This is a genomic window from Streptomyces sp. NPDC087310 (assembly GCF_044744405.1).
Taxonomy (GTDB): Bacteria; Actinomycetota; Actinomycetes; order Streptomycetales; family Streptomycetaceae; genus Streptomyces.
Map to the genome: position 1 here is coordinate 199,822 of NZ_JBIUYF010000005.1, position 26,294 is coordinate 226,115.

Genomic DNA, 26,294 nt, shown 5'->3' on the forward strand with positions numbered 1-26,294 from the left:
ATCACCGTGGGCGCGGTGGCAGGGGCCGTCCGGCATCTGGCTCGTGCCGCACGCGAGCTGAGGTGAAGGCGGACCAGGCGGCGGGGGTGAGCTGGAGCAGCGGGCCCGTGGGGTTCTTGGAGTCGCGGACAGCGACGGCGTTGGGGACGTTGAGGGCGACCTCTATGCACTCGCCATCGCCGCTGCTGTAGCTGGACTTGGCGAACTCGAAGTGCGGCACGGTCTACTGCTCCTTGCGGATGCGCTCAATCAGAGCGACGGAGTCCTGCGGAGCGAGTCCATTCCTGACGATCCGGTCGAACTTAAGGTTGTGGCGCGCGGCATCAGCCTCGCTCTCCAGCCACAGCGTAGACGACGTGGTGTCCATGTAGACCACGTCCATCGCGCCAGGTTCGGCAAACGAAACGATGCTGAATGCGCTGGTCATCCCGGGATGCGAGCCCGCGCTGAATGGAACGACTTGGAGGGTCACGTTCGGGAGGGCCGCGACCTGGGTCAGGCGGGCAAGTTGCGAACGCATGATGTCGCGCCCACCGACCAGTTGTCGCAATGATGCCTCGCCTACCACCGCCCACACACCCAGCGGGCCGCTGTCCGTCAGTCGGCCCTGGCGCGCCATCTTCGCCTCGACAAACCTCTCCACCTCGTCAGGGTTGTCCCAGTCGGCATTGCCGACCGCCAAGGACCTTGCGTAGTCCGGAGTTTGCAGTAGACCTGGCACGAACGACCCCTGCCAGGTGCGAACTCCGGTAGCGATGTCCTCAAGGGCCACGTATTCCACGAGAGCGCGCAACTCGGGGTACTGGTTCCACCAGCCCTTGGCCTTGCGCCGGTCCCGGTCAGCCTTGGCCAATCCCAGAAGCCGGTCTATGACCGCCGCGTCATTCTCCTCGTACAGGTGACAGAGCGCCCGGATGTCCGGATCCCGCATCGGGACAAGGCCACGTTCCATCTTGGCGACCTTGGCGACGGACGCCGTCAGTGCATTGGCCGCATGCGACTGACGCAGGCCAAGAGCCTCGCGCATCCGCAACAGCTCCCCGCCGAGCCGACGTCCGAGAACGGTCGAGACCGTCTTTCCGCGATCCGGATCGGTACCACCCATGCCCTGCTCCCTCCTGGCGAATCGCCCCAGTCTGGAACCTGAGCAGCTCGAACACAACTCGATGACAGAGAATTCAATGCCTTACCGCTTGATGGCATTCAGAATCTACCGCTACTGTCGGTGCGCAACCGCTCGCACTGTGGAGTTGCCTGGTGGAAGTGCACCGCCCTGCCGTGCCCTGGAAGGGGTGCGGCCCGGTGGCATCGCCACTGCCATGCGCGTCCTCGTACGGGCAGATCCCGACCGCACACGGAGGTGCGTGTTCATGACCGCTGCGCAGGAAGTTCCGGCCCCGGGGCCTGAGTTCGGGCCCGTGTTGAAGGTGGATTCGCTGGATTACACGCCGGTGGCCGGCAGCGTGTCGCTGGCGCGGTGTCATACGGGGCGTCTGGTGGCGGAGTGGGGGCGCCCGGAGTGGTCGTGGTCGGCCGCGCTGCTGGTGAGTGAGCTGGCGACGAACGCGCTGCTGCACGGGTGTCTGCGGGACCGGTTCTTCCGGGTGCGGCTCGCCCTGACGGCCACAGTGCTCCGTATCGAGGTCACCGATCCGCGCGGGGAGCGGATGCCGGTGGTGCGGGCCGCCACCGACCAGGAGTGTTTCGGCAGGGGGCTGCTCATCGTGGAGCAGGTCGCGGACCGCTGGGGCGTGGAGCCCCGTACCGTCGGCAAAACGGTCTGGTGCGAACTGTGGACGCGGTGAACGACCGCGTCCTGTGGGGCGTCGTCGCCCTGACCGGAAGCCTTGTCGTGCTGGTGCTGGGCATCCTGTACGCGTGGGCGGGCCGCCCCGAGGCCCCCGTGCCGGTGGATGCCGAGGAGGGGCACACGTACACCTGTTACTGCTATCGCGACCCGGTCCTCGTCACCGTCCGCCATCCACGGACCCGATACCGACGCGGCTACGGCCGCCCACCCGCGACCCGAATGTGAGGCGGGCCCTGTTGGCCCCGCACACCCGCTGTCCCGCCGACGCGCTGATCCATGTACCGCGACACCTCTTCATCCCCGCGCAGGCGTGGGCCAAGCCCGCCGGAACCGGGGCGGGTCACTGGATCGACCGCGAGGCCGATCCCGCGACCTGGTGGCGGGCGGTCTGCTCGGACACCGTCGTCTTCACCCAGCTCGACGACGGGCGTACCGAACTGACCCCGGGGAACGCGGCGAAGACGTACACGCCCACCTGTTCGGCGTCCAGCCCGCTCCTCGTCAACGCGTTTCTGCGGCATCTCGCGCCCCGGTCCGGGGACCGGGTGCTCGAAGTGGGCACGGGCACCGGCTGGACGGCGGGCCTCCTGTCGTACCTGACCGGAGGCCCGGAGCAGGTGGTGTCGGTCGATATCGACGCCGGGCTGTCCGCCGCCGCTGCCGCCAACCTGCGCTCGGCCGGGCTCGCGCCGCGCCTGGTCGTCGGGGAGGGGGAAGCCGGTGTTCCGGGCCTGGCCCCGTTCGACCGGACGCATGTGACCTGCGGTGTACGGGAGATCCCGTACGCCTGGGTGGAGCAGACCCGGCCGGGTGGCGTCATCGTGATGCCGTACGCGCCGGTCATGCGGCTGCTGCGCCTGAAGGTCCGGGACGACGGCACGGCGGTCGGCCGGTTCCACGAGGAGTGCGCGTTCATGGTGCTCCGTGGCCAACGGGGCCGCCCGGCGGGCGGAGACGTACACGTGGACGCACCGCCGCGCGTACGGAAACTGAACCGCGATCCCGCGACGCTGCTCCATCCGCCGCCGGGGTTGCAGGTGCTCTTCGACACGGTGGTCGGCGATACGCCCTGGGGCACCGAGGACGGCGTCATCACCCCGCTCGGCGACGGACTTTCGCGGGCCACCGTACGCGGCGACCAGGTCACCCAGACCGGGCCACGCGACCTGTGGGACACGGCTGAGCGGATCTACGACGCGTGGCTGGGCCTCGGCCGCCCCGGGTTGGAGCGGATGGGCGTCACCGTCACGCCGGAGGAGCAGTTCGTCTGGCTGGACGACCCCGCGGTACCCCTCTCGTACACATGGAAATGAAGGGAACGCACGTACGACGGAAAGCGGGTGAAGGAGCGCTGCCCCCACTGCTCGTAACCGGGAGGGGCACTCGCGACGCGTCCGAGTGGCCCCTCCCGACACGGAACAACGGGCCTCAGTACGGCCGGGCCCGCTTCGCGAAGGCCGGGGCCACCTTGTCCTGTGCGGCGCGGGGGAAGGCGACCGTGTTCGGGTCGCCGTCCGAGACGTACCAGTTCTTGCCCTCGGCGAGCTTGTCCAGCCAGCGCGACGAACCGAACTCGGCGTCCTGGTCCTTGGGCCCCGCCGAGCGGATCCGCGGGATCGCCCCGGGGGTGAATGCCTTGTCGAAGGGGGAGACCGAGGGGTTGGCGCCCACGAGGTACACGCCGTCGTAGCGGTAGCCCGTTCCCTTCGCGGCGACCCCGGCCTGCTGGGGCATGGCGCCGAAGGGCAGGGCGAGGGAGGTGACCTTGGCCCCGTCCGCGGCCTTCGCGATCGCCTGCTGTCCGGCGGCGATGGCCTTCGCGGCGCCCGCCTGGTCCAGGGAGGCCAGGTTCTGGTGGCGGTCGGTGTGGTTGCCGACCTCGTGCCCGTGCTTCTTCAGCCAGGTCAGCGCCTTGGCGGAGCCGGTGGCCGAGAAGGCGTCCGCGTTGACGAAGAAGGTCGCCACCGGCTTGAACCCGGGGTGCTTCTTCGCCGTCTCCGCCAGGATGGCGACGGCCGTGCCCGCCACCGGATTGCCGTCCTGGCCCAGGCGGACCTGGCTGTTGGTCGAGTCGTCGAACGTGAGGACCACCGGGTGCGTCCCGGCCGGGATGTCGATGCGGCCCGTCTGGAAGTCCCGGGCGGTGACCGGAACGTACTTCTCCCGGGCGAGGCGTTCCAGCTCGGCCCGGAAATCGGCCGGGGTGCGGTCGTAGACGCTCGCCGGCTTCTCGGTGAGCTGGTGGTACATCAGCACCGGCACCTGGCCGAGCTCATCGGCGCCGACCTCCGCCGGGTTTTTCGCGGCGATGGCGCTGGCCGCCGCCGGTGAGGCCGCCTGCCGCCCTCCGGCGGCCGGGGACGACCCCGGGGAACAGCCCGAGGCGAGCAGAGCGGCGCCCGCCAGGGCGCAGAGCGGGACGAGCGGGTGGCGCATGAGGGCCTCCAAGGCGGCCTCCGGGGCGGATGTGTCGCGGCATCCTTACCGGCGGCGGAGGCCCCCGTACCGCATCGTCGCCTGGATGGCGCAGCCACCACGCCGGGCCCGTCGCGGCCGTTCGTGTGAAATCCGGCCGAAGGCAGGAGGGGTGACGCGCCGGTGGGCAATCAATGGAGCACCACCGAGCGTCGCCGCAGCGGCGGCAGGCCCGGACACAGCACGAAGGGCGCATGATGGTCACGAAAACGCGTTACATATCGAATTCCGCCTCCTCCTACCGTCCCCCCCGTCCCGCCCGCCGCCGCGCCCTGATAGCGATGGCCGGGACGCTCGCCCTGGCCGGAGCCGGCGTCGGTGCCTGGACCGTCCTCACGCCGGGACCGCGCGTGCAGGGTCTCGCGGACGGCGCCTTCCTCGACGGGCGCAAGGCCGCGCAGGTCACCGCGTACCTCAACGCCAAGGCGGCCGGCCGTCAGGACAAGGTGCGCGCCACGCTCGACGGCACGGTGGTCCCCGTCACGGCCGAGGGCGGCCGGCTGAAGCTCGCCCTGCCCCGTCTGGCCGAGGGCAAGCACACCCTGGTGGTGGCGGGTGACAGCAGTCTCCCCTTCGCCTCGTACCAGAAGGTCGTGGGGTTCACCGTGGACACCAAGGCGCCCGCCCTGAAGGTGGCCGAACCCGAGGTCAAGAACGCCGCCTCCACGGTGTCCGCAGGCGGCAAGACCTCCGCCGCCGCCGACGCCAAGGTGACCGTCACCGGCAGGGCCTCCGGCGACGCCAAGGTGACCGTCGACGGCAAGGAGGTTTCCGTCGACAAGTCAGGGGCGTTCACGATCACGGTGCCCAAGGGCACCCCCTCCGTGACGGTGAAGGCCGTGGACCGTGCCGGGAACGCCACCACCAGGACCGTGTCCACCCGGGGCCGCCGCCCCATGATCCGCGCGGCGCACATCACCGCCATCGGCTGGGGCGACAAGACCCTGCACGACAACATCCTCGCGCTGGTCCGCAGCGGCAAGCTCAACGCCGTGGAGCTGGACATCAAGGACGAGGACGGCGAGGTCGGCTACGCCTCCCAGGTGGCGATGGCCCGTGAGATCGGCGCGGCCAAGGGCTACTACGACGCCCGCAAGGCGATCGCGGAGCTGCACGCGGCGGGCGCTCAGGTCATCGGCCGTATCGTCGCCTTCCGGGACCCCAAGCTCGGCGCGGCGGCCTGGAAGGCCGGCAAGCGCAGTCAGGTCGTGCAGACCCCCGACGGACAGGCGTACAACGGCGGCCACTACGGCAACCTGTCCTTCACCAACTTCGCGGACCCGGCGGTCCGCAAGTACAACCGGGACCTCGCCGTCGAAGCGGCTCAGCTCGGCTTCGACGACATCCTCTACGACTACGTGCGCCGCCCCGACGGCCCGCTGTCGAAGATGCGGTTCCCGGGCATCGGGTCCGCCACGCCCGAGCAGTCCATCACCTCGTTCGTCGCGGACACCCGGACCGCGCTGCGCCCGCACGCCACGTACCTCGGCGTCTCGGTCTTCGGCATAGCGGCCACCCGGCCCACCGAGATCGCCCAGGACATCGGGGCCCTGGTCAAGGTCAGCGACTACATCGCGCCGATGGTCTACCCGTCCCACTGGGGTCCGGGCGAGTACGGCGTCGCCAACCCCGACACCGCCCCGTACGCGATCGTGCAGCGCTCGCTCGCCGACTTCGCCCGCCAGGCGAAGGGCACGCAGACCGAGATCGTCCCGTGGCTCCAGGACTTCTCGATGGGCAGCACCTACGGGCCGGCCCAGGTGGCCGAACAGATCAAGGCCGCGGAGGCCAACAAGATGCACTCCTTCATCCTCTGGAACGCCGGTGCCCGCTACCAGGGCGCGGCGCTCCAGCAGATCGCCGCGCGCTGACGCGGCGCGCGAGACGCGCATCACCCCGGGGCCGTGACCCGGGGCAGCGCCCCGGTGACCTGCCAGGTCACCGGGGCGCTGCCCTGCTGGGCCGGCTCAGTCCTACTGGGCCAGGCTCCGTCCTACTGGCCCGGCTCCGGGCCGTACGCCCTCAGGAACGTGTCGACCGCCGACCTCGCCACCGTCCGGGTCTCCGCCGCCGGAACCTTGCGCGTGCCCAGCCGCGTACGCGCCTCCATCGGGGCCGTGAGCAGCGCGAGGAGTTGTTCCGCCGCCACGGCCGGGTCGCAGGGGCGCAGGCGGCCCGCCAGGGAGAGGCGGGCGAGGCGGTCGGCCAGGGCTTCGGTGAGGCGGGTGGCGGTACGGTCCTGGACCATCTCGATCAGGTCGGGGAACCCCGCGACCTGGGCGTACGTCAGCCAGCGCAGCGCGCGGGCGCGTTCGCCGCAGCAGACCTGGAGCAGGCGGTACCCCATGTCCTCCAGCGCGGCGCGCAGATCGGCGCCGGGGGCGCGCATCCGGTCCATGACGGCGAGGTTGTCCGCCATCACCGCGTCGGCCGCGGCCATCACCGTATGACGGAACAGGTTCTCCTTGTCCGTCAGGTGGTTGTACACCGTCGGCTTCGCGACGCCCGCCTCCCGGGCGATGCTCTGCACGCACGCGCCCTCGTACCCCTGGCGCGCGAAGACCGCGAAGGCGGCGTCCAGGATGGCCTGTCGCTTGTCGATACGCCCACGCGAGGCTGCCACTCCGGTCACCTCCGCAAGGTACCCCAGGCCGCATCGCGGTACCTCGTCCGGGCCGTTCCCCCCGAACTGATTGAACTCATCGGTTCACTTCCATGGACCGCCCTGTGATTAACTCAATGAGCCATCAGATTGAACCAACTGGTTCAGATCGAGAGGGGATCCCGTGATCGTCAACATCCTTCGCTTCAGCTTCAAGGACGGCACGACCGAGGACGAGAAGGCCGCCGTCCTGGCCACCATGCGCCGCATCTCGACCCTCGAATCGACGTCGTTCGGCGTCGTCGGCCAGGACCTGGGCGATCCCGCCGAGGGCTACACCCACACCTACTGCGTGGGCGTCGAGGATCTGGCCGCGCTGGAGCGGTACATGAACGACCGGGTGCTGATCGAAGGCGATCTCGGCGTCTTCCCGCACCTTCAGCGGCTCTCGCCCGTCCGGCTGTCGGACGACATGGACCCCGGCCTGGCCGAGAAGATCACGGAGCTGCATCTCGCGCGGGTGGCCCGGTCGCCCGAGTGGGCCCGGCTCCTCGACACGATCCCCGACACCTCGATCGCGACCACCCGGTGAGCCGCGTGTAGCGGTCGCCCGGCCCGGGTCCGTTCGGCGGCACTTTCGCCCCGCGTCTGACGTGTCGCCCGAGGGTTCGCGATTCCTCACCTCCGCCGTGTTCTCATCCGACACGGAGGTGTTCATGTGATGTACAGAAGATCACAGAAGAACGAGTCCGGACACGACCGGGCAGCCACACCCCGGCGCCGGCTGCTGGCCGCCGCCGCGTTCGCCCCGCTGCTGGCCGTCGCCGGTACGGGGCCCGCCTCGGCCGGGGCGACGTCGGCCGGGGCCGGGGAGTCCGGGATCAAGGAGGCCGGGTCCGGGGCCGGGGCGAACGCGGGCCGCGGGTACGGCACGGGCGCCACCGCCGGGGCCGCGCCGGAGCCGGTGCGGCCCGTGGCCACCACCCTGGCCGACTGGAAGGGCGTCGCCAAGGCCATGGGCCGGCCGGGCAGTGTGCTGAACGACGTCATGTACCGCACCCGCTTCCCCCGCCACGACCTGAACGTGGTCTCCCAGGGGGTCAGGGTGTCCCCCGGTCTCGCCCTCGCTTCGCACATCGGGTTCATCCGTTACGCCGACGGCAGCACGCTCGCCATGGGCGACATGGCCGTCACCGAGGACGAGTTGCAGCGGGTGAGCGACACGCTGATCGAGCACGGCATCGCCCAGACGGCGATCCACAAGCACCTTCTCGCGCACGACCCCGACATCTGGTGGACCCATGTGCACGTCCACGGCCGGGATCCGATGGCCATGGCCCGCGGATTCCGCGCCGCGTTCGACGCCACCGCCACGCCACCCGCACGGCCGATGAAGCCACCACCGCCCCTCGATCTGGACGTCAGGGCGATGGACGACGTGCTGGGCACCGAGGGCCTCAACGACGGCGGGATCTACAAGTCCGTCTTCGCCCGCCGCGAGACGATCATCGAGCACGGCATGGTGCTCCCGGCGGGGCTCGGTTCGACGTCGGCCTTCAACTTCCAGCCCCTGGGAGGCGGACAGGCCGCGGTCAACGGCGACTTCGTCATGATCGCCTCGGAGATCCAGACCGTGCACTCACTGCTGCGGAACGGCGGGATCAGCCTCGTCGAACTGCACAATCACGGGCTCTCGGAGGAACCCCGGCTGTTCTTCACCCACTTCTGGGGCGTGGGCGACGGCGTCGAACTCGCCAAGGCGCTGCGCCCCGCGGTGGACGCCACCCAGGTCGTACCGGCCGAGAACTGAGGCCCCGTTCCAAGGGCTGAGGCCCGTGGTGGGACCTGAGACCCGTCACTCCCCGGCCGCCCCGTCCGGCGAGGAGATCGCCGCCCGTACCGCCCGCACCAGTGCCTGGGGCCGGGCGTCCGCCGTCACCCCTCTGCGCAGGCCGTTGGTGACGTAACCGAACGCGATCCCCGACTCCGGGTCCGCGAAGCCGAGCGAGCCGCCGCTGCCCGGGTGGCCGAAGGAGCCCGGGGCCAGCAGCGGGGCGGCCGGGCCGTGGAGCATGAAGCCCAGGCCGAAGCGGGTGTTGACGACGAGGACGCGGTCCGGGCCGGCGGACTCCTCCGTACGCGCCAGGGTCAGGGTGGCCGGGGCGAAAAGCCGGTGGCCGTCGACCGGGCCGATCATCGCCGCGTAGCAGCGGGCCAGGGCGCGGGCGGTGGAGATGCCGCCGGAGGCGGGGAGTTCGGCGGCCCGGTACACCGGGTCGTTCTCGTCGAAGCGCGGCTCCACGATGTCGAACGCACGCCGCGTCAGCGACTCCGGGTTGCGGTACGCCTCCGTCACGGACCGCTTGGGCCGCAGCCGCAGCGCCCCGCCGACCACCGACGGCTCCTCGATCCGGGCGGTCCTGCCCACCCGGTGGGACTCCTCCTCGGGCAGCCCGATCCAGAAGTCCAGGCCCAGCGGGCGGGCGATCTCCTCGGCGATCCAGCGGCCGACGCCGCGCCCCGTGACGCGCTTGACCAGTTCACCGACGAGCCAGCCGTAGGTGTGCGGGTGGTAGCCGTGGTCGGCGCCCGGCTCCCACAGGGGGCGCTGCGCGGCGAGCGCGCGCGGGCCGGACTCGCCGTCCATGGCCTCGGCCGGGGTGAGCGTACGGTCGAGCACGGGCAGCCCGGCGCGGTGCGCGAGGAGATGCCGTACGAGCACCCGCTCCTTGCCGGCGGCCTTGAACTCCGGCCAGTACGTGCCGACCGGCGCGTCCAGGTCGATCTGTCCGCGCTGGTGCAGCAGGAGCGGTACGGAGGCGGCGATGCCCTTCGTCGCGGAGTGGACGACCTGCGCGGTGTCCAGCGCCCACGGGGCCGCCGGCCTCCGCTCGCCATGGTCCTCGCCGTCCTCGGGGGCGGCGTCGCGCGTGCCCGCCCACAGGTCGACGACCTTCTGTCCGTCCCGGTACACGGCGACGGCCGCGCCGCGTTCACCGAGCCGTTCGAAGTTCCGTACGAAAGCGTCCCTGACCGGCTCGAAGCCCGCCGCCACCGTGCCCTGGACGTCCACGCCCGTACCCCTGCCCGTGTATCGCGTCGCGCCCCGTCGGCACGACCCCCTCTATGGTGCATCGGGAGCGGGGTGCGACACGATCCGGCACAACGGGCCCCGGGGCGGAAAGCCGCCGCGAAACCGACTCTTAACCTGGCGTGCGCGCCCGTACGGACCGGGGGTCGAAACCGAACGGCAGCTCCAGCCGATGCGCCCCCATCAGCTCCTCGTCACCGAGGAGTTCACCCGTGGGACCGTCAGCGACGATGACGCCGTCGCTCAGGATCACGGAGCGCGGGCAGAGTTCGAGCGCGTACGGAAGATCGTGTGTGACCATCAGCACGGTGATGTCCAACGAGCGCAGGATGTCGGCGAGTTCGCGCCGCGACGCCGGATCGAGGTTGGACGACGGCTCGTCCAGGACGAGGATCTCCGGCTCCATCGCGAGGACGGTCGCCACCGCCACCCGCCGCCGCTGCCCGAACGACAGGTGGTGCGGCGGCCGGTCCGCGTACGCCTCCATCCCCACCCGGGTCAGCGCGGTCACCACCCGGGCGGCCAGTTCGGCGCCGCGCAGCCCTGCGGCGGCCGGGCCGAAGGCCACGTCCTCCCGTACGGTCGGCATGAAGAGCTGGTCGTCGGGGTCCTGGAAGACGATGCCGACCCGGCGCCGGATCTCGGCGAGGTGGCGCTTCCCGACGGGCAGTCCCGCGACCGTGACGCTCCCCGCGCCCGCCGCGAGGATGCCGTTGAGATGCAGGACGAGCGTGGTCTTGCCCGCGCCGTTGGGGCCGAGCAGCGCCACCCGCTCGCCGCGCGCCACCCGCAGGTCGACGCCGAAGAGGGCCTGGTGGCCGTCGGGGTAGGCGTACGCCAGCCCGGCGACCTCCAGGGACGCGGGGGTCTCCAGGGACGCGGGGGTCTCCGAGGAGGGAGTCGTACGGTCCTCGCCGCCGCTCATCGGGTCCGCGCTCATCGGGTCCAGGCTCATAGGGTCCGGGCTCATAGGGTCCAGCCAAGCAGACAGACCACGAGCGCCGTCACCGGGAGGACGGCGGCGTACGTCCACTGCGCCCGCGACGCCGTCACCTCGTCGATGACCGGCATGCTCCCCGCGTACCCCCGGCTCACCATCGCCAGGTGCACGCGCTCCCCGCGCTCGTACGCGCGGATGAAGAGCGCCCCCGCCGACCTGGCCAGCACGCCCCACTGCCGTACGCCGCGCGCCTCGAAGCCGCGCGAGCGCCGCGCGATCGACATCCGGCGCATCTCGTCGGTGATGACATCGCCGTACCGGATCATGAAGGACGCGATCTGCACCAGCAGCGGCGGCAGCCGCAGCCACTGGAGGCCGAGCAGCAGGGCGCGCAGTTCGGTCGTGGAGGCGAGGAGTACGGAGGCGGCGACGCCCAGCGTGCCCTTCGCGAGGACGTTCCAGGCGTCCCAGAGGCCGGGCACGCTCAGCGGGACGCCCGCCACCCGGATCTGTTCCCCGGGCACCACGAACGGCATCAGCACAGCGAAGGCCACGAACGGCACCTCGATCAGCATCCGCCGCAGCAGCAGTCCGGCGGGCATCCGGGCCACGGCGGCGACGCCGGCCAGCAGCGCCGCGTACAGCGCGAACGCCCAGACGGCGGTACGCGGCGTCGAGACCACCACCAGGACGAAGCAGAAGACGGCGGCGAGCTTGCAGTGCGGGGGCAGGGCGTGCACCGGCGAGTCGCCGTGCCGGTAGAGCCGGTGCGCGTGGCCGGCGCCCATGTCAGACGGTTTCCGGCGGTACGGAGGCGGCGCCTCCGTCGACTGCGGCGGTACGGCGGCAGCGTACCGCCCAGAAGACGCCGCTGCCCACGGCGATCGTGGCGCCCACCCCGATCACCCCGGCGAGACCGCCGGAGATCCGGGCGTCGGAGATGTCCTTGACGCCGTAGTCGGCGAGCGGGGAGTCCGCGGTGTGGTGTTCCTCGGTCTTCTTGTCGATGCCCTGGTCGGCGGCGACCTTCTCCAGGCCGTCGGGGTCGGCGGAGGCGTAGAAGGAGACGAAACCGGCGAGCACGAGGGCGGTGACCAGGCCGGCCGCCCAGACCGTACGGGACGAGCGGGGCGAGGGGACCTCGGGGGCCGTGGGCGCCGCGTCGACCAGTTCCCCGCCCACCCGCAGCTTCAGCGGCGCGGTCAGCCCGCGCGCCCCGTACACCAGGTCCGGGCGTACGGCGATGACCGCGCCGACCGTCAGCACGGTGATCGCGGCCTCGCCGATCCCGATGAGCAGGTGCACGCCGACCATCGCGGTGAGCGTCTTGCCGAGCGGTACGTCCGACGTGCCGCCGATCGCGTACAGACCGGTGAAGGCGAGCGCCGCCGCCGGTACGGAGACGAGGGCGGCGGCGAAGGACGCCACGGTCACGGAGCGGCGGGTGCGGGGCAGGACGGTGACCAGGGCGCGGAAGAGGACGTACGCGACGGCGGTCGTCACCACGGCCATGTCGGTGATGTTCACGCCGAGCGCGGTGAGCCCGCCGTCGGCGAAGAGGATGGACTGCATCAGCAGTACGACGGAGACGCAGAGGACGCCGGTGTACGGACCGACGAGTATCGCCGCCAGCGCCCCGCCCAGCAGATGGCCGCTGGTCCCGGCCGCGACCGGGAAGTTCAGCATCTGCACGGCGAAGATGAAGGCGGCGACGAGTCCGGCGAGCGGTGCGGTGCGCTCGTCCAGTTCACGGCGCGCGCCGCGCAGGCTGACCGCGACGGCGGCAGCGGCGACGGCACCGGTGGCGGCGGAGACGGGCAGGTTGATGAATCCGTCGGGGACATGCATGGCGCCTGATGATAGCGCCTTCTTGCGAACTACTTGCAAGAGCGGATGCTGTGCGATCGGATGCTGCGCGATTCAGCCGCCCTCGGCGGTCGGAGGGGGTGACGGCTGCCCGGAGTCCGCTACCCGCCCGCTCCGTCGCACGACAGCAGAAAGTCCACGAAATGATCGGCGAGCGGCTCCTTGAGGAGGGGCTGAAGGAAAAGGAATTGCCCCTGCGGATTCACTTCCAGCCATACCGGCTCCCCGTCGGCCGTGAGCTTGATGTCGATGATTCCCATGCGCAGGCCGAGCGTGCGGAGCACCCGCGTCACCCGTGTGGACACATCCTCCGGCACGGCCCACTTGGTTATGGGGACATTCAGATCAGGGCGCCAGTCCAAAGCATCGGTCTCGATCAACCCCGCGTACATACGGTCACCGAAGCAGTTCAGTCGCACATGCCGACTGCCGGAGACATATTCCTGATACACCGCGGGGCATGCCGCGAAGGACTCTTCCGCAATCGAAGCCGGGTCGTCCACGTATTGCGTGAACATCAGAGGGCCGCTCGCGCCGACCACCGGTTTGACGATGACTCGCCCTACCTGATTGGCGAACGCAACAACCTCTTCACGCGACTGCGAGACGAGTGTCCGTGGCACACGGAATCCGGCTTCCCGCGCCACGGCAAGCTGGTACAGCTTGTCCGCGGCGCGATCGGTCGCCTCGGGCGATGAGATCCACTCGCCCCGGTACGCCGCGGCGAGTACGCCGTCGAGCGCTCCACGACAGTCGTTGTTGACGAGGCGTCGCTGATGGTCGTTCCCGGCACCGGCCACGGCCTGCTGGTTCGCCTGCATGCGCCGCCACCACAGCACCGACGCGTCCTCCAGACCCACCGTTCGGCCGTCCGATGTGGGAACCGTGCTGGGCGAGGTCCGGTCCGAGGACCAGGACACACCGTCGGGACGTCCACTGATCCGGTCGCATTCGACTATGTGGAAATCGCGGTATCCGCGGCGCAGCGCCGTGTCACGGATGAAGAGAGCATGCAAATCGTCCTTGACCGAAACGGTGAGGATCATTGCTCTGCGGAATCCACGCAACTGTCGATGGTGCAACAGTTTCTGCACGACTCGGATCCGCACACCGCCGCCTTGAGGGAATCGGCGTCGATCTCAAGGCCGGTGGTCATCCGGACAGCCTGCTCCCAGGACCGGAGCTCTTCCGGGGTCTGCAGAGCCACGTACGAGTCGGGTTGAACCTGGAAGACGACGGGAGGCGGCTTTTCGTTGAATCCTCTCGTATCTTTGCCGACCGTGTCCCCGAGTTTGAATTCCGACATTGCGAACACCTCCAGGTGGTTGCCCTGACGTCCTCAATTCGGTATCAATTCCATTGAAACACCCACGCCCCAGCCCGCAACCGCGCTGGATAAACCTGAAATGGGCACTGTGCACATTCCGGGGTCCGGCAACCGAAACGGTGGCTCGTCAGCACCTTCGCCGCGTCACCCGGCGGCCTCGCGGCCCGGAGCAGCCTTGGGCCCGACGACAGACGCGGGCTCCCGTCGAGTACCGGGCGACCCCTCCCGCGATCCCGTCTCGTCACCCCGGACCCGCCCCACTTGCGGAGTGCGATATGTAGGCTTAAGAGTTAAAAGTCCGATAGTGCTGAAGGAGGCGCGAGTCGATGTCTCCCGTCGTCGAGCAGCCGGCCAAAGCCCGTATCGTCACGGACTCCCCCTACCTCAGGACCGTCCCTGTCACCCTCCGCTACGACGGCGCTGATCCGCTCGCCCTGCGTATCGTTTTCCCGCCCGAGGTCTCCCAGGACCGTGACCGCGGCGAGGTGGTCTGGGCCTTCGCCCGTGACCTCCTCGACTCCGGGCTGCGGATGCCGTCCGGTGACGGCGACGTCCAGGTGTGGCCCTGCGGCCGGGCCCAGACCGTGGTGGAGTTCCACTCGCCGGACGGTGTCGCGGTGGTGCAGTTCGACTCCGCGGCGCTGCGCCGGTTCCTGAAGCGTTCGTACGCGATGGTCCCGGCGGGGCAGGAGCGCCACGACATCGAGCCGGGGACCGCGACCGAACTCACCGGACTCACCGAGCTGACCAAGGCCAGACCACTCCCCCACACCTGACACAGCGAGCGGCCCGGCCCGTACGCCCCTTCTCAGGGGGTACGGACCGGGCCGCTCACCTGCTCCGGCCGGGTGTCAGACCCGTGCCAGCTCCCGGTTCCCCCCGGGGCCGCCGTCCGGGCCGCCCGGCCCGTCCGTGCCGTCGCCCAGTTCCTTGCGCAGGGTCTCGCCCTCCACGTCCACGTTGGGCAGCGCCCGGTCCAGCCAGCGCGGCAGCCACCAGGCGCGGTGGCCGAGGAGCGCGAGCACCGCGGGCACGATCGCCATGCGGACCACGAACGCGTCGAAGAAGACCGCGATGGCGAGACCGAAGCCGATCATCTTGATCATGGACTCGGTGGAGCCGATGAAGCCTCCGAAGACCGCGATCATGATCACCGCGGCGGCCACCACCACCCGCGCGCCGTGCTTGAAGCCGGTGACGATCGCCTCGCCGGGCCGCTCACCGTGGACGTACGCCTCGCGCATCCGGGTCACGAGGAAGACCTCGTAGTCCATCGCGAGACCGAAGACCACGCCCACCATGAAGATCGGCATCATCGACATGATCGGACCGGTCTGCTCGACACCCAGCACACCCGCGAGCCAGCCCCACTGGAAGACCGCGACGACCGCGCCGAGGGCGGCGACCACGGAGAGCAGGAAGCCGAGCGCGGCCTTGAGCGGGACGAGCACCGACCGGAAGACGACCATCAGCAGCAGGAACGCCAGGCCGACGACGAGCGCGAGATACGGGATCAGCGCGTCGTTCATCTTCTCCGAGAAGTCGATGTTCATGGCGGTGGCGCCGGTGACCAGGACATCGGCCCCGTCGTCCGCCTTGATCGTGCCGCCCGCGTCCCGGATGGAGTGGACCAGGTCCTCGGTCCCGACCGAGGAAGGACGGTCCTTGGGGACGACGGTGATGGTGGCGGTGTCGCCCGCCTTGTCGAGGTTGGGCGGGGTGACGACGGCGACGCCGTCCATCTTCTTCACCGTGTCGGAGACCCGAGTGGCCGCCTCCTTGGCGTTGTGCTCGGCCTTGCCGTCGACGACGAGCATCAGCGGACCGTTGAAGCCGGGGCCGAAGCCGTCCGAGAGCAGGTCGTACGCCTTGCGCTGGGTGGTGCTGGTCGGCTGCGAGCCGTCGTCGGGCAGGCCCATCTCCAGGGAGGCGGCCGGTACGGCGATGACCCCGAGGCCGACGACCGCCGTCACCAGGACGGCGACGGGGCGGCGCAGCACGAAGCGGGCCCAGCGGGTGCCCATGTTGGGCTTCTCCTCGGCGGGCTTCCCGTCGGAGGAGGCCGCGGCCTCGGCGGCCGTACGCGCCTTGCGGCCGTGCACCCGCTTTCCGGCGAAGCCGAGCATCGCGGGGACGAGGGTGAGCGCGATGAGGACCGCGATCACGACCGTACCGGCGGCGGCGAAGCCCATCTTAGTGAGCATCGGGATGTTGACGACGGCGAGCCCGACGAGCGCGATCACGACCGTGAGCCCGGCGAAGACCACGGCGGATCCGGCCGTACCGGCGGCGCGTCCGGCCGCTTCCTCGCGCTCCCTGCCCTCCGCGAGTTCGGCGCGGTAGCGGGAGACGATGAAGAGCGCGTAGTCGATACCGACCGCCAGGCCGATCATCATCGCCAGGGTGGAGGTGGTGGAGCCGAGGTCCAGCACGTTGGCGAGCGCCGTGATCGTGGAGACCCCGACACCGACCCCGATCAGCGCGGTGAGCAGCGGCAGTCCGGCGGCGACCAGGGACCCGAAGGTGATGACGAGCACGACGGCGGCGACGGCCACCCCGATGATCTCGGTGGTTCCGGTCTCCGGCACGGCCTGGAGCGCGTCACCGCCGATCTCGACGGCCATCCCCGAGTCCCGCGCGTCACCGCCGGCGTCTTCGAGGGCGGTCCTGGTCTCGTCCGTCAGCTCCATCGAGCTGACCTTGTACGAGACCTGGATGTACGCGGTCCCGCCGTCCTGGGAGACGGCGTTCGCGACGTACGGGTCCGCGACGGAGGCGACCTGGTCGGAACCGGCCTTCAGTTCGTCGACGATCTTCCCGACCTCGGCCTTGTGGCCGGCGTCGGTCATCTTCTCGCCGCTGGGGGCCTTGAAGACGACCCGGGCGGTCGCGCCGTCGGCGCTGGCTCCGGGGAAGCGCTGTTCCAGCAGGTCGAAGGCTTTCTGAGCCTCCGTGCCAGGTATGGAGAAGGAGCTGGAGGTGGCGGTGGCGGCGGAGGCCGCGCCGACTCCGGCGAGCGCCAGCAGCGCCACCCACACGAGGGCGACATAGTGGCGGCGCCGGAAGGCGAGCCGTCCGAGCTTGTAGAGGAACGTGGCCACGAGGGCGTACTCCCGGGTCTGTGAAGGGAACAAGGGCATGGGGAGCCGTCCCGACGGCGAAGAGCGGTACGCGTCAGGTGCTGCGGGTGCTGTGGGTTCTGTGGTGCTGTGGAGTTACAGCAGGTGTGACAGGTGTGGCGGGGAAAGGCCGGTCGGGTCAGATACCGAGGGCGGGGAAGACCACGGAATCGAGGTACGACCGGAGGAAGGCCGGGTCGGGCGGCAGACCCTCGATGAGCTGCCGGGCGACGAACGCGCCGACCAGCATGTGGATGAGGTAGGGCACCGCCAGGTTGTCCTGGGCGATGTCACCCCGGTCCACGGCGCGTTGCAGCATCGCGCGGAATGCCTCGATCTCAGGTTCGATGAGCACTTCCCGCAGCGCCTGGAGAAGGTCCGGGTTGTTGTGGACGGCGTAGAACAGGGCCCGCATCAGCGCGGCGTCCTCTTCCATCTTGTGTTCCTCGGCCAACGCGGCGATCGCGAGGAAGTCCCCGCGCAGTGAACCGGTGTCGACCTGCCCGACCTGATGCGGCTTCGCGCACCGCATGGCACGGGCGACCAGCTCCGGCTTGCTCCCCCACTGGCGGTAGAGGGTGGCTTTGCTGGAGCGGGTGCGGGTGGCGATGGCGTCCATGGTGAGGGCGTCATAACCGACCTCGCGCAGGAGATCGAGCACGGCGTTGTACAGCTCGGACTCCCGCTCCGGCGTGAGTCTGCTGCGTGCCACGATCGACCTCCATCGAACGAAACGGTTTCGTACAGTACGAATGTAAGCCGGGGCTGAGCGAAACGGAAGAGTTTTCTTTGTGGCCTGGGCCACGCCACTCCGCGCCACCTTCCCCTCACCCGCCCCACCTCACCAGGCGGGGTGAGGAAACGAGCCGTCCCGGAGGCGAAGAGCGGACCAAAAGGGCAGCATTGGGGGGTGAGTGACGAGACCGCGTACCTTCGCTTCCCGCACCTTCACGACGACTCGCTGTGCTTCGTGGCCGAGGACGACCTCTGGGTCGCCCCCCTCGCGCCGCCCGGACAGCGGCCGGAGCGCGCATGGCGGGTGACCGTCGACCGTACCCGCATCGGCCATCCCCGCTTCTCGCCGGACGGCCGCCACATCGCCTACACGAACTGGCGCAGCCTCGACCCCGAGATCCATCTCGCCCCGGTGGAGGGCGGGCCCGCGCGCCGGCTCACCTACTGGGGGGCGACCGACACACGCGTCTGCGGCTGGACGCCGCCCGACAAGGACGGCGAGTCGCAGATCCTCGCCGTCTCCTCGCACGGCCAGCCGTTCTCGTACTTCGCCTGGGCGTACAGCCTGCCCACGGACGGCTCCCCGGGCGGGGCGCTGCCGTGGGGCCCGGTGACGGACATCGCGATCACGGACCTGCCGGTCAGCGAGACCGCGTCCGCGTCCGCGCCCGCGTCCGGCACCGGGCCCGACGCCGGAGAGCGCCGTACGCTCCTGCTCACCGGGAAGCCGCCGCACGAGCCCGCCGCCTGGAAGCGGTACCGGGGCGGCGCCATGGGCCGGCTCTGGCTGCACGGCAAACGGCTGCTCGCGGACCTGGGCGGCCATCTCGACTGCCCGATGTTCGTCGGCGGGCGCATCGCGTTCCTCTCCGACCACGAGGGCGTCGGCAATCTCTACTCCTGCCTCCCCGACGGCACGGGCCTCACCCGCCACACCGACCACGACTCCTTCTACGCCCGCCACGCCTCCTCCGACGGGCGCCGGGTCGTCTACCAGTGCGCGGGCGACCTCTGGCTGGTGGACGCGCTCACCCCGGACTCCGTACCGCGCAAGCTCGACGTACGGCTGGGCGGCCCGCGCGCGGGGCGGCGCGGCTACCAGGTCCCGGCCTCCCGCCACATCGACGGCATCTCGGTGGACCTGACGGGCCGGGCGAGCGCCGTCTCCGTACGGGGCAGCCTCTACTGGCTCACCCACCGCGACGGCCCGGCCCGCACGATCGCGGACACGCCGGGGGTACGGGTCCGCAACCCGGTGATGCTCGGCAGCGGCGGCCAGGTCGCGTACGTGACGGACGCGGACGGCGAGGACGCCATCGAGATCGCCTACCTCCCCCGGGCCACCGGCGACCGCCCCCCGCGCCGGCTGGCCTCAGGACGGCTGGGCCGGGTCCTGGACATGGTGGCGGATCCGGAGGGCACCACCATCGCGGTCGCCGCGCACGACGGCAGGCTGCTGCTGGTCGATGTGACGGACGAGGAGGAGGGGGCGGAGACCGGGCCAGAGGCCGGGACGGCGGACACACCGGCGGCGGAGCCCGAAGCGGGCGCGGGCGCGGATACGGAGCCGCAGGACGCGGACGGCGAGGCCACCGCCGACGAGAGCACCCCCGAACCCGACCCCGACGAAGTCACCCACGAGGTCACCGACGAGGTCTCCGAGCTCATCCGTTCCATCAACGGCCCCGTCACCGACCTCGCCTTCTCCCCCGACGGCGGCTGGCTCACCTGGTCCCACCCCGGGATCGGCCGTTCGCTCCGGCAGATCAAGCTCGCCAAGATCGCCGGAAGCTTCGCCCGTACCATCGTCGACGTCACCAACGGCCGCTTCGAGGACGAGAATCCGGTCTTCACCAGCGACGGCCGCTATCTCGCCTTCCTCTCCTGGCGCGGCTTCGACCCGGTGTACGACGTCCACACCGGCGACCTCTCGTTCCCCCTCGGCTGCCGCCCTTATCTCGTCCCCCTCTCCTCCGCGACCCCCTCCCCCTTCGCGCTCTCCCCGGACGGCCGTCCGGCGGCCGGCGGGCTCGATCCGGCCGGTGGGGAGCTGGTCGGCGGGGTCGACGGGGCGTTCGCGGTGACCGTCGAGGTCGAGGGGCTGGCGGACCGGGTGACCCCGTTCCCCGTCACCGCGTCCAAGTACTCCGCCCTGCGCCCCGTCAGCGGCGGCGGCCTGGTCTGGCTGCGCTGGCCGATCTCCGGGGCGCTCGGCGAGACCTTCGCGAACCCCTCCGACATGTCGGGGCGCCCCACCCTCGAACACTTCGACATCGCCCGCGCCCGCAAGAGCGAACTCGTCGCCCATCTCGACTGGTTCGCGCCGAGCGGTGACGGCACCCGGCTCGTCGTCGTGGACGACGGCGAGCTGCGCGCCGTACCCGCGACCGAGCTGGGGGACCTCGACTCGACCGTCTTCCTCGATCCGCGCAGGATCCTGCACGATGTCGATCCGGAGGCGGAGTGGCGCCAGGCGTACGCGGAGGCGGGCCGTATCATCCGGGCGTTCTTCTGGGAGCCGGGGATGTGCGGCATCGACTGGGACGGGGTGCTCGACCAGTACCGTCCGCTGGTCGAACGGGTGGCCTCCCCCGACGAGTTCGCCGATCTGCTCCGCGAGGTCCTCGGCGAACTGGGCACCTCCCACGCGTACGTCACCCCCGCCCGCCGCGACGAGGGACCGCCGCACTACCAGCGCCCCATGGGCCTGCTCGGCGCCAACCTCGTGCGCCGGGACGGGGATTGGATGATCAAGCGGATCCTGCCCGGTGACTCCTCGGACTCCAAGGCCCGTTCGCCGCTGGCCGGTACGGGGATCCGCGAGGGCGCCGTCCTCACCCATGTGGACGGCCGCCCCGTCGACCCGGTGGCCGGCCCGTACCCGCTGCTCGCCGCCGCCGGAGGCACCACGGTCGAGCTGACCTTCCGGCCCGCCGAGCGCGAGGGCTCGCCCGCCATCCACGAGAGCCGGCCCCGCCGGGTCGCCGTCGTGCCGCTGATCGACGAACGGCCGCTGCGCTACCAGGACTGGGTGGCCAAGCGCCGTGAGGTCGTACGGGAGATCAGCGGCGGCAAGTGCGGCTACCTGCACATCCCCGACATGGGCGGCTCCGGCTGGGCGCAGTTCAACCGGGACCTGCGCCTGGAGGTCTCGCGGCCCGCGCTGATCGTGGACGTACGGGGCAACGCGGGCGGCCACATCAGCGAACTCGTCGTGGAGAAGCTCAGCCGCCGGATCATCGGCTGGGACCTGACCCGGGACGCGCAGCCCGTCTCGTACGCCTCGAACGCGCCGCGCGGTCCGGTCGTGGCGCTCGCGGACGAGGCGACGGCCTCCGACGGCGACATGATCACGGCGGCGTTCCGGCTGCTCAACCTGGGGCCCGTGGTCGGCCAGCGCACCTGGGGCGGGGTCGTCGGGATGACGGGCCGGCACCGGCTCTGCGACGGGACGGTGATCACGGTGCCGATGAACGCCGCCTGGTTCGACGCGTACGGCTGGTCCGTCGAGAACCGCGGCGTGGAGCCGGACATCGAGGCGCTGCGCACCCCGCTCGACTGGGCGGAGGGGCGGCACGCGCAGCTCGACGACGCGGTGTGGGTGGCGCTGGACCTGCTGGCCGGACAGCCGGCGTCGACCCCGCCGGGGTACGGGGCGGTCCCGGACCTGCGCCGCCCGAAGCTGCCGCCGCGCTAGTCCCGACGAAGCGCAACCAAGCGCAAGGGGGCAGCCGCCGAAGGCGCAAGGGAGGCACAGAAGAGGCGCACCCGGCGGACCGGGTGCGCCTCTTCATTCACAGGGTTCCGCTGTCCATCTCGGCTCCGGAGGGGGCTCAGGAGTCGAAGTGGTCGTCCATCTCGTCGCGGGCGCTGCGCGCCTTGTCCTTCGCCTGGTCGCTCGCGCGGTCCTTGGCGTCGGGGGCGCGGTCGGCCGTGTCCTTGTCGCCCGCTTTCTCCTTGGCCTGGTCCGCTATGCGCTGTGCCTTGTCCTTGAACTGATCGGCAATACCCATGAAAGGTCAACTCCTGAGCTGAGAACCTGAAGGTCTGCGTGTGAAGGCACCCTGAGTGGGGCCTCGACCAGCCTGACATGACCGGACATTCCGCGCATTTCGGTCAGTTACGCTCCGTGTCGACCCTGGACCGGGCACCGCCACGCGCCGCCTCGTCGGCGGCCCCGCCCGCGCCCACCAGCCCCTGCCCCAGCCCCTGCCCCGTCCCGTGCGCCCGCCCCGCCAGGCGCGGCGCGAGGCGCCGCATCTCGCGTCCGCCGACCGTGGCGATCACCCCGGGGAGACAGCCCCGTACGGACTGTGTCCCGCGCAGCCACCACTGCGCGTACACATGCGGCGAGCGGCGCTCTATCCCGGCGACGAGCCGGTCCACGGCGGGGCCGAGCGGATACGTACGGTTCGCGGGCCAGGGCAGCCGGCGCCGCAGTTCGCGCAGCACGTCGTCGCGGTCCGCGCCGCGCACCATGTCGGTGTCCGTCCAGGACAGATAGCCGACGCCGACGCGTACGCCCTGATGGGCGACCTCGGCGCGCAGACAGTGCGCGAACGCCTCGGCGCCGGACTTGGAGGCGCAGTACGCGCTCATCATCGGCGCCGGGGTGATCGCGGCGAGCGACGCGATCTGGAGGAAGTAGCCCCGGCTGCGCCTGAGCGCGGGCAGGAAGGCGCGCGCGGTCACCGCGGCGCCGATCAGGTTCACCTCGATCACGCGGCGCCACGCTTCCGGGTCGGATCCTTCGACGGGGCCGCCGGTCGCGACGCCCGCGTTGGCGACGACGATGTCCACCTTCCCGAAGCGCTCGACGGCCTCCTCGGCGACCCGGGCCATCGCCGCGTCGTCGGTGACATCGGCGTACCAGTGGCCGCACGCGGTGTGCAGCCGGCCCGCGACCGCCTTCAGCTCGTCCGCCTCCAGGCCGACGAGGACCACCGTGGCGCCGCGCGCGGAGAGCTTGCGGGCGAGGAGTTCCCCGACGCCGCGCGCCGCACCCGTGACGACGGCGACCCGCCCGTCGAGGCGGCCGGCCTGTTCCCTCATGCGACGTCCTCCTTGGCGCTCAGGTACGTGGTGACCAGGGCGCGGACGCCGGCGGTGACCGCCTCCGGCGCCTCCACGGGGGTCATGTGCCCGACCCCGGTGAGCACGGTGAGACCGGTGCAGTGGGGCAGCGTCGCGGCGAGGGCGCGGGAGCGGACGGGCGGGGTGAGCCGGTCGTCGGCGCCCGTGACGACGGCTGCGGGTACCCGCAGCTCGCGTACCTCGTCGTCGAGATCCAGCGTGCCGAGCACCTTCGCCCAGGCGACCCGGACGACGCGCGGGCACGCGTGGACGACCCTGGCGCACTCGGCGACCCGTGCGGGCGCGGCGCCCGCCCCCATCGTCCCGTACCGCAGCAGCTTCTTCGACAGCAGCGTGACGGGGCCCAGCGGGAGGGAGGAGGCGAGCAGGGCCGCCGTGATCCGGGTCCGTACGGGTCCCTCGCGCAGCGGGACGATCCGGGAGTCGGCGACCAGCCGTGAACTGCCCGTGCTGCACAGCAGTACGGCGGCGGCGTGCTCCCGGAAGGCGGGTCTGCGGGCGGCGGCCATCAGCGTCATGCCGCCCATGGAGTGCCCGGCGAGCACCACGCGTTCGCCCGGTCCGAGGGTGAGGCGGAGTACGGCCTCCAGGTCGTCGGCGAGGGCTTCGGTGCCGTATCCGGCGGAGTGCGCGGGGTCGGGCACCGCCGAACGGCCGTGCCCGCGCTGGTCGTAGACGATCACCCGGTGGTCGGCGGCCAGCTCCGCGAGCTGCGCTGACCAGAACGCGACCGAGCAGGCCCAGCCGTGTATGAGGACGACGGCGGGGCGGCCGGCCTCGCCGTGGACCTCGACGTGGAGAGGGGTGCCGTCGGCGGATATGGCGGTCAGTTCGCGTTCCTTGTGCGGCCGTGTCATCGCGCGGCCTCCTTCTTCCTCGTCGTCGCGGCTCTCTGTCCGGGCACCCCCGGGCCGGCGCGGCCCACCTCGTACTCCGCGAGGTCGACCTGGCGGGTGGCGCGCCGGAACTCCCCTGTGGTGCCGGGCCAGATGGTGGTGTTACGGCCGCCGGCGTCCAGGTACCAGCTCGTACAGCCGCCGGTGTTCCACACGGTGCGCCGCATGCGCTCCTGCACCCGCCGGTTCCAGGCCGCGACGGCGGCGGGGCGCGGGGTGAGGACGGCGCGGCCGGTTCCGCCGCGTCCGGCCAGACCGTCCAACTGCCGCAGGTAGTCGGCCATGTAGGCGAGCTGGGACTCGATCATCAGGATCATCGAGGAGTTGCCGAGGCCGGTGTTGGGGCCGACGATCGTCATCCAGTTGGGGAAGCCGACAGCGGTCGCGCCGCGCAGCGACGCCATGCCGTCCTTCCACGACTCGGCGAGCGTGACGCCGTCCTCGCCCACCACCCGTTCGGCGATCGGCATGTCGGTGACGTGGAAGCCGGTCCCGAAGACGACGGCGTCCACCTCCGCCTCCGTACCGTCCGCCGCGACGAGTGTGGAGCCGCGCACCTCGGCCAGCCCGGAGGCGACGAGATCCACATTCGGGCGGGCGAGCGCCGGGTAGTAGGAGCTGGAGAGCAGGATGCGCTTGCAGCCGATGCGGTACGAGGGCGTCAGCTTGGCCCGGAGCGCCGGATCCTTGATCGCCCGCGCGATGTTGGCCTTGGCCAGCGACTCGACGAGGCCGAGTTCGTCCGGCCGCTTGGTGAACGCCTGGACCTGCAACTCCCTGATGCCCCACAGGACTCCGCGCCGTACGGCCCCGGTGAAGGGCAGGGCGCGGTGCAGGGCGCGCTCGGCGGGGGAGATCGCGCGGTCGACGCGCGGCATCACCCAGGGCGGGGTGCGCTGGAACAGGGTCAGTCGTGCCACGTCGGGCTGGATCGCGGGCACGATCTGTATCGCGGAGGCGCCGGTGCCGACCACGGCGACGCGCTTGCCGCGCGGGTCGAAGCCGTGGTCCCAGCGCGCCGAGTGGAAGACCGTGCCGGGGAAGCCGTCGAGCCCCGGGATGTCCGGGATCTTCGGGTCGGAGAGCGCCCCGGTCGCGGAGACGACGACCTCGGCGGTGAACGTCCCCCGGGAGGTCTCGATCTCCCAGTGCGCGGCGTCCCCGTCCCAGCGCATCAGCCGCACCTCGTGCCCGAGCCGCAGATGGGGCCGGAGCCCGAAGCGGTCCGCGACGTGCTCCAGGTACGCCCTGATGTGCCGCTGCCCCGAGAAGGTGCGCGGCCAGTCGGGGTTGGGCGCGAAGGAGAACGAGTAGAGGTGCGAGGGCACGTCGCAGGCGCACCCCGGATAGCTGTTGTCCCGCCAGGTCCCGCCGACGGTGTCGGCGCGCTCCAGGACGACGAAGTCGGTGATCCCCTCCCTGCGCAGCCGGACGGCGGCACCGAGCCCGCCGAACCCGGATCCGATCACCGCCACCCGCACGTGCCGGGTCCCGTCACGTCGGTCCACGACCACCCTGACCACCCCTCCCCGCCGTATCCGTCACACACGCGTCCACACACCCGCATCACGCCAGTAATCACTGGCATGGTGGTGAGAGTAGAGCAGCGGGCTACCCATGGGTAGGGGGCGGACCGAACCAAGTTACCGGCGGTACGACATAGGCTTCCCGCCATGGAATACCGCATGGAGGAGCTGGCCCGCGCGGCGGGCATCACAGTGCGCACCGTGCGCTTCTACCGCGAACGCGGCCTGCTCCCGCCACCCCGGCGCGAGGGCAGGATCGCCTGGTACGACGACCACCACCTGGCCAGGCTCCGTACCGTCGCGGCCCTCCTGGAACGCGGCCACACCCTGACCGGCATCGCGGACCTCGCCGCCGTCTTCGAGAGCGGACGCGACGTCGGCGAGGTCCTGGGCCTCGGCGAACCGACGGAGGAGACCCCCGTACGCCTCTCCCCGGAGGAACTGGCGGACTACTTCGAGGACGAGGTCACCCCGGAGAACCTGGCGGCGGCGCTGGAACTCGGCTACCTCGCCACGGACGGCGACGAGATAGTCCACATCAGCCGCCGCCTGCTGGACGTCTCCTCGGCCCTGGTCCGCGAGGGCGTCCCCCTCGCCGCCGTCCTGGCAGCGGCCCGCCGGGTCCGCGCCCACGCGGACGCGATGGCCGACCTCTTCGCCACCACCCTCCACACCCACGCCCCCGCGGCGGACCCGGCGAAGCTGCGCCCGCTGGCGCGGAGCGTGGTGGAGGCGGAACTCTCCATGGCCCTGGACCGCCGCCTCCACACGAACCCGGACACGAACCCGGACCCGCCGGCCGCCTGACGCGGC

25 protein-coding genes are annotated in these 26,294 nt (G+C 71.1%); 9 read left to right on the forward strand and 16 right to left on the reverse strand.

Going from position 1 to position 26,294, the window contains the following annotated elements; all coding sequences use genetic code 11:
* Position 1 precedes the first annotated feature (1 nt).
* Together ACIO3P_RS20105 and ACIO3P_RS20110 are read right to left on the reverse strand one after the other, a co-directional pair.
* Positions 2-220 (reverse strand): DUF397 domain-containing protein, encoded by a 219-nt coding sequence (locus ACIO3P_RS20105; protein WP_401852737.1) that lies wholly within the window; start codon positions 218-220, stop codon positions 2-4.
* A gap of 3 nt (positions 221-223) precedes the next feature.
* Positions 224-1,105: a helix-turn-helix domain-containing protein gene (locus ACIO3P_RS20110; protein ID WP_401852738.1), complete on the reverse strand. Its 882-nt coding sequence runs from the start codon at positions 1,103-1,105 to the stop codon at positions 224-226.
* A 322-nt stretch (positions 1,106-1,427) separates the two neighbouring features.
* Here ACIO3P_RS20110 and ACIO3P_RS20115 point away from each other — a divergent pair, with 322 nt between their 5' ends.
* The 3 genes from ACIO3P_RS20115 to ACIO3P_RS20125 are packed head-to-tail and all read left to right on the forward strand — an operon-like array spanning position 1,428 to position 3,123.
* Complete coding sequence (locus tag ACIO3P_RS20115; protein WP_401852740.1) at positions 1,428-1,805, forward strand: ATP-binding protein; 378 nt, start codon at positions 1,428-1,430, stop codon at positions 1,803-1,805.
* Complete coding sequence (locus ACIO3P_RS20120) at positions 1,802-2,035, forward strand: hypothetical protein (protein ID WP_329821626.1); 234 nt, start codon at positions 1,802-1,804, stop codon at positions 2,033-2,035. The genes ACIO3P_RS20115 and ACIO3P_RS20120 overlap by 4 nt, the downstream gene beginning before the upstream one ends.
* Positions 2,036-2,046: 11 nt before the next feature.
* Positions 2,047-3,123 (forward strand): protein-L-isoaspartate O-methyltransferase, encoded by a 1,077-nt coding sequence (locus ACIO3P_RS20125; RefSeq protein WP_401852743.1) that lies wholly within the window; start codon positions 2,047-2,049, stop codon positions 3,121-3,123.
* Between the two features lie 115 nt (positions 3,124-3,238).
* Here the strand turns inward: ACIO3P_RS20125 and ACIO3P_RS20130 are convergent, their stop codons facing one another.
* Positions 3,239-4,246 carry a polysaccharide deacetylase family protein gene (locus ACIO3P_RS20130; protein ID WP_329821624.1) on the reverse strand — a complete coding sequence of 336 codons (1,008 nt, stop codon included), beginning with the start codon at positions 4,244-4,246 and terminating at the stop codon, positions 3,239-3,241.
* 320 nt (positions 4,247-4,566) lie between these two features.
* On the opposite strand from ACIO3P_RS20130, the gene ACIO3P_RS20135 reads away from it, so the two are divergent.
* Positions 4,567-6,156 carry a putative glycoside hydrolase gene (locus ACIO3P_RS20135; protein WP_401852746.1) on the forward strand — a complete coding sequence of 530 codons (1,590 nt, stop codon included), beginning with the start codon at positions 4,567-4,569 and terminating at the stop codon, positions 6,154-6,156.
* Between the two features lie 122 nt (positions 6,157-6,278).
* On the opposite strand, the gene ACIO3P_RS20140 is transcribed toward ACIO3P_RS20135, so the two are convergent.
* Positions 6,279-6,908 carry a TetR/AcrR family transcriptional regulator gene (locus tag ACIO3P_RS20140; RefSeq protein WP_401795501.1) on the reverse strand — a complete coding sequence of 210 codons (630 nt, stop codon included), beginning with the start codon at positions 6,906-6,908 and terminating at the stop codon, positions 6,279-6,281.
* Positions 6,909-7,071: 163 nt separating this feature from the next.
* On the opposite strand from ACIO3P_RS20140, the gene ACIO3P_RS20145 reads away from it, so the two are divergent.
* Positions 7,072-7,479 (forward strand): Dabb family protein, encoded by a 408-nt coding sequence (locus tag ACIO3P_RS20145; protein WP_401795498.1) that lies wholly within the window; start codon positions 7,072-7,074, stop codon positions 7,477-7,479.
* 129 nt (positions 7,480-7,608) lie between these two features.
* Complete coding sequence (locus tag ACIO3P_RS20150) at positions 7,609-8,697, forward strand: DUF1259 domain-containing protein (protein ID WP_401852749.1); 1,089 nt, start codon at positions 7,609-7,611, stop codon at positions 8,695-8,697.
* 45 nt (positions 8,698-8,742) lie between these two features.
* Here the strand turns inward: ACIO3P_RS20150 and ACIO3P_RS20155 are convergent, their stop codons facing one another.
* The 6 genes from ACIO3P_RS20155 to ACIO3P_RS20180 form a co-directional block, all read right to left on the reverse strand.
* Complete coding sequence (locus ACIO3P_RS20155; protein WP_401852751.1) at positions 8,743-9,960, reverse strand: serine hydrolase domain-containing protein; 1,218 nt, start codon at positions 9,958-9,960, stop codon at positions 8,743-8,745.
* 130 nt (positions 9,961-10,090) lie between these two features.
* Positions 10,091-10,903, reverse strand: a complete 813-nt coding sequence (locus ACIO3P_RS20160; protein ID WP_329821631.1) for an ABC transporter ATP-binding protein — start codon at positions 10,901-10,903, stop codon at positions 10,091-10,093.
* A gap of 41 nt (positions 10,904-10,944) precedes the next feature.
* A complete protein-coding gene (gene cbiQ / locus ACIO3P_RS20165) occupies positions 10,945-11,706 on the reverse strand; it encodes a cobalt ECF transporter T component CbiQ (RefSeq protein ID WP_329821618.1) in 762 nt (253 codons plus the stop codon).
* Position 11,707: 1 nt separating this feature from the next.
* On the reverse strand, positions 11,708-12,766 hold the full coding sequence (locus ACIO3P_RS20170) for an energy-coupling factor ABC transporter permease (RefSeq protein WP_401852753.1): 1,059 nt from the start codon (positions 12,764-12,766) through the stop codon (positions 11,708-11,710).
* 119 nt (positions 12,767-12,885) lie between these two features.
* Positions 12,886-13,830: a hypothetical protein gene (locus tag ACIO3P_RS20175; RefSeq protein WP_329821616.1), complete on the reverse strand. Its 945-nt coding sequence runs from the start codon at positions 13,828-13,830 to the stop codon at positions 12,886-12,888.
* Positions 13,827-14,090: a hypothetical protein gene (locus ACIO3P_RS20180; protein WP_329821615.1), complete on the reverse strand. Its 264-nt coding sequence runs from the start codon at positions 14,088-14,090 to the stop codon at positions 13,827-13,829. The genes ACIO3P_RS20175 and ACIO3P_RS20180 overlap by 4 nt, the downstream gene beginning before the upstream one ends.
* 347 nt (positions 14,091-14,437) lie before the next feature.
* Here ACIO3P_RS20180 and ACIO3P_RS20185 point away from each other — a divergent pair, with 347 nt between their 5' ends.
* Positions 14,438-14,887: an SsgA family sporulation/cell division regulator gene (locus tag ACIO3P_RS20185; protein ID WP_329821614.1), complete on the forward strand. Its 450-nt coding sequence runs from the start codon at positions 14,438-14,440 to the stop codon at positions 14,885-14,887.
* A gap of 75 nt (positions 14,888-14,962) precedes the next feature.
* Here ACIO3P_RS20185 and ACIO3P_RS20190 read toward each other — a convergent pair whose 3' ends face one another.
* Both ACIO3P_RS20190 and ACIO3P_RS20195 read right to left on the reverse strand, forming a co-directional pair.
* On the reverse strand, positions 14,963-17,212 hold the full coding sequence (locus ACIO3P_RS20190; RefSeq protein ID WP_329821630.1) for an MMPL family transporter: 2,250 nt from the start codon (positions 17,210-17,212) through the stop codon (positions 14,963-14,965).
* 157 nt (positions 17,213-17,369) lie between these two features.
* Positions 17,370-17,942 (reverse strand): TetR/AcrR family transcriptional regulator, encoded by a 573-nt coding sequence (locus tag ACIO3P_RS20195; RefSeq protein WP_329821613.1) that lies wholly within the window; start codon positions 17,940-17,942, stop codon positions 17,370-17,372.
* 198 nt (positions 17,943-18,140) lie between these two features.
* Here ACIO3P_RS20195 and ACIO3P_RS20200 point away from each other — a divergent pair, with 198 nt between their 5' ends.
* Positions 18,141-21,662: a S41 family peptidase gene (locus ACIO3P_RS20200; RefSeq protein ID WP_401852756.1), complete on the forward strand. Its 3,522-nt coding sequence runs from the start codon at positions 18,141-18,143 to the stop codon at positions 21,660-21,662.
* A 136-nt stretch (positions 21,663-21,798) separates the two neighbouring features.
* On the opposite strand, the gene ACIO3P_RS20205 is transcribed toward ACIO3P_RS20200, so the two are convergent.
* The 4 genes from ACIO3P_RS20205 to ACIO3P_RS20220 all read right to left on the reverse strand — a co-directional run bounded on the left by ACIO3P_RS20205 (position 21,799) and on the right by ACIO3P_RS20220 (position 25,463).
* Complete coding sequence (locus tag ACIO3P_RS20205; RefSeq protein WP_329821611.1) at positions 21,799-21,978, reverse strand: hypothetical protein; 180 nt, start codon at positions 21,976-21,978, stop codon at positions 21,799-21,801.
* Between the two features lie 103 nt (positions 21,979-22,081).
* The gene (locus tag ACIO3P_RS20210; protein ID WP_401852759.1) at positions 22,082-23,017 is read right to left on the reverse strand and encodes an SDR family oxidoreductase; all 936 of its coding nucleotides are present in this window, start codon (positions 23,015-23,017) and stop codon (positions 22,082-22,084) included.
* The gene (locus ACIO3P_RS20215) at positions 23,014-23,916 is read right to left on the reverse strand and encodes an alpha/beta hydrolase (protein ID WP_329821609.1); all 903 of its coding nucleotides are present in this window, start codon (positions 23,914-23,916) and stop codon (positions 23,014-23,016) included. Before ACIO3P_RS20215 ends, ACIO3P_RS20210 begins: the two co-directional genes overlap by 4 nt.
* Positions 23,913-25,463 (reverse strand): NAD(P)/FAD-dependent oxidoreductase, encoded by a 1,551-nt coding sequence (locus tag ACIO3P_RS20220; RefSeq protein ID WP_329821608.1) that lies wholly within the window; start codon positions 25,461-25,463, stop codon positions 23,913-23,915. The genes ACIO3P_RS20215 and ACIO3P_RS20220 overlap by 4 nt, the downstream gene beginning before the upstream one ends.
* 177 nt (positions 25,464-25,640) lie before the next feature.
* Here ACIO3P_RS20220 and ACIO3P_RS20225 point away from each other — a divergent pair, with 177 nt between their 5' ends.
* Positions 25,641-26,288 carry a MerR family transcriptional regulator gene (locus tag ACIO3P_RS20225; RefSeq protein WP_401853246.1) on the forward strand — a complete coding sequence of 216 codons (648 nt, stop codon included), beginning with the start codon at positions 25,641-25,643 and terminating at the stop codon, positions 26,286-26,288.
* Positions 26,289-26,294: the final 6 nt, after the last annotated feature.

What these genes read in the sequence shown, in the direction of transcription:
- ACIO3P_RS20110 (WP_401852738.1), bottom strand. Translation starts at nt 1,105, where the DNA reads ATGGGTGGTACCGATCCGGATCGCGGAAAGACGGTCTCGACCGTTCTC.
- ACIO3P_RS20130 (WP_329821624.1), bottom strand. Translation starts at nt 4,246, where the DNA reads ATGCGCCACCCGCTCGTCCCGCTCTGCGCCCTGGCGGGCGCCGCTCTG.
- ACIO3P_RS20135 (WP_401852746.1), top strand. Translation starts at nt 4,567, where the DNA reads ATGGCCGGGACGCTCGCCCTGGCCGGAGCCGGCGTCGGTGCCTGGACC.
- ACIO3P_RS20150 (WP_401852749.1), top strand. Translation starts at nt 7,609, where the DNA reads ATGTACAGAAGATCACAGAAGAACGAGTCCGGACACGACCGGGCAGCC.
- ACIO3P_RS20160 (WP_329821631.1), bottom strand. Translation starts at nt 10,903, where the DNA reads ATGAGCGGCGGCGAGGACCGTACGACTCCCTCCTCGGAGACCCCCGCG.
- cbiQ (WP_329821618.1), bottom strand. Translation starts at nt 11,706, where the DNA reads ATGGGCGCCGGCCACGCGCACCGGCTCTACCGGCACGGCGACTCGCCG.
- ACIO3P_RS20170 (WP_401852753.1), bottom strand. Translation starts at nt 12,766, where the DNA reads ATGCATGTCCCCGACGGATTCATCAACCTGCCCGTCTCCGCCGCCACC.
- ACIO3P_RS20175 (WP_329821616.1), bottom strand. Translation starts at nt 13,830, where the DNA reads ATGATCCTCACCGTTTCGGTCAAGGACGATTTGCATGCTCTCTTCATC.
- ACIO3P_RS20180 (WP_329821615.1), bottom strand. Translation starts at nt 14,090, where the DNA reads ATGTCGGAATTCAAACTCGGGGACACGGTCGGCAAAGATACGAGAGGA.
- ACIO3P_RS20185 (WP_329821614.1), top strand. Translation starts at nt 14,438, where the DNA reads ATGTCTCCCGTCGTCGAGCAGCCGGCCAAAGCCCGTATCGTCACGGAC.
- ACIO3P_RS20205 (WP_329821611.1), bottom strand. Translation starts at nt 21,978, where the DNA reads ATGGGTATTGCCGATCAGTTCAAGGACAAGGCACAGCGCATAGCGGAC.
- ACIO3P_RS20210 (WP_401852759.1), bottom strand. Translation starts at nt 23,017, where the DNA reads ATGAGGGAACAGGCCGGCCGCCTCGACGGGCGGGTCGCCGTCGTCACG.
- ACIO3P_RS20215 (WP_329821609.1), bottom strand. Translation starts at nt 23,916, where the DNA reads ATGACACGGCCGCACAAGGAACGCGAACTGACCGCCATATCCGCCGAC.
- ACIO3P_RS20225 (WP_401853246.1), top strand. Translation starts at nt 25,641, where the DNA reads ATGGAGGAGCTGGCCCGCGCGGCGGGCATCACAGTGCGCACCGTGCGC.